The 5,227-nt window shown below is 68.1% G+C and carries 2 protein-coding genes; both read left to right on the top strand.

The annotated features are described in order from the left end of the window. The coding region (locus HR086_RS44525) for an ATP-binding protein (RefSeq protein ID WP_373564443.1) at window positions 1-1,680 on the top strand (1,680 nt) is incomplete at its 5' end. Window positions 1,681-1,752: 72 nt separating this feature from the next. After that, the gene (locus tag HR086_RS44520; RefSeq protein WP_174468678.1) at window positions 1,753-4,959 is read left to right on the top strand and encodes a carboxypeptidase regulatory-like domain-containing protein; all 3,207 of its coding nucleotides are present in this window, start codon (window positions 1,753-1,755) and stop codon (window positions 4,957-4,959) included. Window positions 4,960-5,227 lie beyond the last annotated feature (268 nt).

Here is a 5,227-nt window from a genome sequence, read left to right as displayed (position 1 = left end):
GTGGTGGGAGTGCTGGGGCTCGCGGGTGGGCTGATGTTGACGGGCCTGCTGGAGCTGGCGCGGCGGCGGGTGGAGTCCGCGCGGGATGCGGAGCGTGGGGCGCGGGAGGCTCGGCAGCAGTCGCGAAAGCAGGAGGAGGAGCGGCTGCGTGTGGAGCTCTCGGGGTACGTGGCTCGCGAGGAGCTGGCGCGTCGGGAGCTGCTCGCCTCCGCGACGGAGGCGGGGCTGTCTCCGGCGGCGACGTCCTCGGACATGACGGCCCGCGAGAGCGTGCTGGCGGAGGCACTGGAGCACGCGGGGAGACGCGAGGCGCTGTCACGCGAGCGGGACACGCTGCGCGCCACGCATGACCTGGCCCTGCGCGACGAACGACAGGCGGATGAACTGCTGCGCGGGCACGAGGCGCGGCACGCGTCACTGAGCGCGGAGCTGACCGCGTGTCTGTCGGCGCGACGTTTCCCGGCGGGGCTCCCCGCGCAGGCGGCGCTGGCCCTGTGGCGCGATGCCTCGGCGCTGCGGCAGCGGTGGCAGGACCTGGTCGCGGACGAGGCGGCGCTGTCCGCAGATGAAGCGGCTTGCGCGGACGTGGTCTCTCGGCTGCGTGCGTTGGCAATGGAAGGCCTCCTCCCTGAAGCTGAAGCGCCCGTGTCCCAGTCATCAGGTTCCATGGACCTGGTGGTCCTGCGCGTGAACGCGGCCCTGGAGGCAGCACGCGAGCAGGAGACGGAGCGACGCGCGGCGGAGGAGCGGCGTCGCGAGCTGCGCGAGGAGAAGGCCCACCTCGATGAACTGTGCCGCACGGAAGAAGCCGCTCTCGCGGCGTTGCTCTCCGAGGGCGGTGGCGGTGACGAGGAGACCTTCCGTCGGCGCGCCGTGCAGGCACACCGCCACGCGGAGCTCACCCGCCATGCGCGAGAGCTGGCCCACCGCATCGAGGCTCGCACGGGACTGTCCGACACCGAGGCCCGCGAAGCCCTGCGCGCCCTGGGCGGAGAAGAAGGTCTGCGCACGGTGCTGAGCCAGCTGCGCGCCCGACATGCGGAGGCGCAGGAGAAGTCGAAGGAGGTGCTCACCGAGCAGGGCGCCACGCAGAACCAGCTCGAGCAGTGGGAGAACGACGACCTGCTCGCGCGCCTGCGCATCCAGGAGGAGACCCTGCGCGCGAAGGTGGCGGAGCTCGCCACGCGCTACGCGGAGGACAAGCTGGCGCTGGCCCTGCTGGGACGCGCGCGTCGACGCTTCGAGGAGGAGCAGCAGCCGCGCGTGGTGCAGCTCGCCTCGGAGCACTTCGCCCTGCTGACGGAGGGCCGCTATCGCCGCGTGTTCATCCCCGCAGGTGACGAGCGTGAGCTGCGCGTGAGCGACGGCGAGCGGGACTGGAGCGCGGCTCAGCTCTCACGGGGAACCCGCGAGCAGCTCTACCTCGCCTTCCGTCTCGCGGTGGTGCGCGACTTCGGAGAGACCCGAGGCGCGCTGCCGCTCATCGTGGACGACGTGCTGGTGAACTTCGACCCCGGCCGGGCCCGAAGCGCCATCCATCTCCTGGCCCGTCTCGCCGAGCACCAGCAGGTGATTGCCTTCACCTGTCACCCCTGGCTGCGCGAGCTGTTCGAGGCCGAGGGCGCGCAGACGCAAACGCTGGAGTCCCGCGACTCCATCGCCGCGCTCCAAGCTGGCTGAATCGAGACTCCGGGTCTCGGGGCTCTCGGGACGTCCGCTGCTACACTCGTGAGCGTGGCGAGCGGAGGCGGCATGCGGACGTCGCGAAAGATGGCGGTCACTCTCGGAGCGCTCACGCTGGTGGGCGCGCTGGGCATGTGGCACCTCCCGAAGCCCGGGGATGCCCCGTCTGTTCCCCGAGCCTCCGCGCCTCGCGGGAGCACAGGCCTCATCCTGGCTCCACCCGCGCCACGGGCCGAAGGCACCCTGCGCATCCAAGGCATCGTCGTCGGAGACGAGGGTCCCCTGGCCGGAGTCCGCGTCACGGCCACGCGCCCCGAGCCAGGTCAAACCCTCTCCGAGCTGCCCTGTTCGCAAGTGCTGCGGCGGCACACCGGCGGGAGTCACGCGAAGTTTCCGGAGTGCTTCTTCGATGAGGAAGACACCACCCTGGAGTTGCTCCTCGCACGCCAGGGAGAGGCCCCCGTGTACGCGGAGGCGCTCACCACGGAAGACGGTCGATTCACCCTCGACAACCTGCCCGAAGGTCGTTTCACGCTCTGGGCCATCGGAGCGCGCGACGCACGACTCCAGCCGGAAGTCGCGGCGGGTACGGAGGGACTTCAGCTCCGACTCGGAGAAGCCTTTTTCCTGAAGGGACAGCTCATCGACGAGGACCTCGTGCCCCTGGCCCAGGTCCGGGTGATGGCCGTGCATCAAGGGTCGACACGCTTCTTCGACGGGGAAACCGGAACGGACGGCAGCTACCGCATGGGTCCGCTTCCCTCCGGAAGGTATGCCATCACCTTCGCGAAAGACGGCTGGCTTCCCACGTTGGCGAACCAGTGGCCCGACAATCCCCTGACACTCCTTCGCCCCAGGCGCATCACCGGCCAGGTGTTGAACCAGCGCTCGCCCGCCCCCAACGTGACGGTCTCCATGCATGACGTCACCCAGCGGCGGTACAGGAGCCCTCCCTCCGCGATGCGCATCACGGACAAGCAGGGGCGCTTCACCTTCGAGGAGCTTCCGCCCCAGTCCTTTCAGCTCAGTGCCAGCCAGGGTGAGCAACACGCGCTGGCCGAGGTCGACTTGAAGGTCCCTGGGACCTCGTCGGAGGTCACGCTGGTGCTGGGCCATGCGGCCCTTCTCGAAGGACGCGTGCAAGACGAGGCTGGAGCTGGCATCGAAGGAGCCACCATCACCGTCCGTGACGTCGACAACCACGAAGCCGCGAGTGCGAGAACCGACGCCGCTGGCCACTATCGGGCGAGCCCTCTGCTCCTCAAGCCCCATGAGGTCGAGGTCTCGGCGAGTCGCTACCTTCGTATCAAGCAAGCCATCCCTGAGCTGGGTCCCGGCACGAAGCGACTCGACTTCACGCTCCGCCCCACCGTCTGGGTCGATGGCGTCGTTCTCGATGAGGCAGGTCGCCCGATTCCGGACGTCAGCATCGAGATTCATGAGAAGCCGCAAGCGCCCAGCGGTGGATCATTCGTTATCGCCAGGACCCAGTCAGATGGAGCAGGACGATTCCACCTGGACCTCGCCTTGCCTGGCACATTCACCCTGAAGTCTCGGTCAGAGCGCTTCGCGGAGGACCAACGCCAGGTCCAGGCTCCCGACACGAATGTCCGCTGGGTCCTGAAACAGGGGGCGAGTGTTTCGGGGACGGTCCGGGATGAACTGGGAACGCCCTTGCCCGAGGTCAGCGTGAGCCTGTGGAGCCAGGAGCCCGATGTGCCCCACATGAGCGAAACCACGACGGACCCACAAGGCCACTACACGCTCGGGGGGCTCAAGTCGGGGCGATACGTGCTCGAAGCCATACACACCTCCGGAGCCGTGGAGCGCAGCGCATCCCAATCGATGGAGCTGCGCGACCAGGAAGAAGCGCAAGCGGACCTGCGCCTCGCCGCGGGCTGGACGCTGTCGGGAATCGTCGAGGACACCGCCGGCAACCCCATCGCGGGAGCCGCGGTCGGCCTCCTCGAGACTTCAGAGTCGGCGCCGGAGTGGCGACGTCATCAGAGGACCTGTGAAGGGCCACCCGTTACCATCACACAAGCCGATGGACGCTTCACGCTGCGGAACCTCCAGCAACCGAAACTGAAGCTGGGCGCATGGACCACGGGCGTCAGCTTCGCGCCCCACCTCTCCACGGGCGGCCACCATGACTCCGGGGACTTTCTCGTCCGCGAGGGTGCCCCCCACGTGCGCCTGGTCATGAAGCGGGAGGGACGCGTCCAGGGGCGCGTCGTGGGCCCCGACGGAAAGCCGCTCACGCACTTCGAAATGCCCTGGGAGGTCAAGCACCCGCGCGGCGAGTTCTCCGTGAACGTGGACAGCCCGGGCTCATTCCGCCTCAACATCAGCGCACGGGGAATGGCGCCGATATCCCGAGGCGTCGAGCTGCATGACGAGTCCGAGGTCATGGACCTGGGCGAGCTGCGGATGAGTCCTGGACGTCAGGTGGCCGGGCGCGTGCTGGACGCGGAGACGTCCGCGCCCGTCGCGGGTGCCACACTTCGCATTGCTCCAGACCGGATGCGCGGAGAGCCACTCAACAGGCTCGGGGCGATCGTGATGACGGCCCGGGATGGCGCCTTCTCGTTCTCCAACGTGGAGGAGCGTTCCCTCACGTTGTTCATCGAGGCCGAAGGCTACCCCTTGAAGCAACTGACCATGGCACCTGGACCTCAGGAAGGTCTCGCGGTGCTCCTCGAGCACGGTGCGAAAGTGGAGTTCTCCGTCGTTGATGCGCGGGGGCAGCCCACCAACGCCACCGTCTACGTGGACCGCGATGGCGAGGTCATGAACTCTCGCTACATCGAGGTCCCAAAGAGCGGCCTGCTCGTCGTGCGAACCCTGGGGCCCGGCGACTACCAAGTGCGAGCCATTTCTTCCTGGGACCGCCCCGCCACCTACGCACTCCAGCGCGTCCAGATTCCAGCGAGCGGGAGGGTTGCCATCACCCTCAAGGCCCGGCACGAAGGGGCAACCCTGAAGCTGGGGGTGAAGACCGATGAGAGCTTGAGCCCCATCCTCCTCGTGGGTGAAGTCCCTCTGCCGGAGCGCACCAATGACGTCCGTGAGCTGGATAGCCGTGGACTGCCCAGCCAGCTCAGCGATTCCGGAGCCAGGGTTTTTCGAAACCTTCCTCCTGGCAAGGTGACGCTCTTCCTGATGAGGCCGAACCAGGAATACATCCACTGGGAACTCATCGACATCCCCGAGGAAGGCACGGTGGTGCGCGACGTGACGCCTGCATGGCGGCGACTCAAGCGCCACACCCCGTAGAGGCTTGTCGAGTCTCACGAATCGCGTCGACACACGACACGCACGTGGGTGAGGAGCACGCGAGGTTCGCGTCAGCGCCCCGGGGTCCTCCACTGCTACATTCCCGAACGTGGCGAGTGGACACGACATGCGGAAGTCGCGACGGGTGGCACTCACCCTCGCGGTGCTCACGCTGGTGGGCGCGCTGGGAGTGCCGTACCTCCTGAAGTCAGAGGATGTGCCCTCCCCCCGCCGAGCCCCCGCGCCTCGAAAGAGCACGGGCCTGGTC

The organism is Myxococcus sp. CA039A, assembly GCF_013336645.1.
In the GTDB taxonomy this organism is placed as follows: Bacteria; Myxococcota; Myxococcia; order Myxococcales; family Myxococcaceae; genus Myxococcus; species Myxococcus llanfairpwllgwyngyllgogerychwyrndrobwllllantysiliogogogochensis.
This window is presented reverse-complemented; position numbering and strand designations above follow the sequence as displayed.

Bases quoted from the DNA above. Each gene is read 5' to 3' on its own strand.
- HR086_RS44520 (WP_174468678.1), top strand. From the start codon at position 1,753: ATGCGGACGTCGCGAAAGATGGCGGTCACTCTCGGAGCGCTCACGCTG.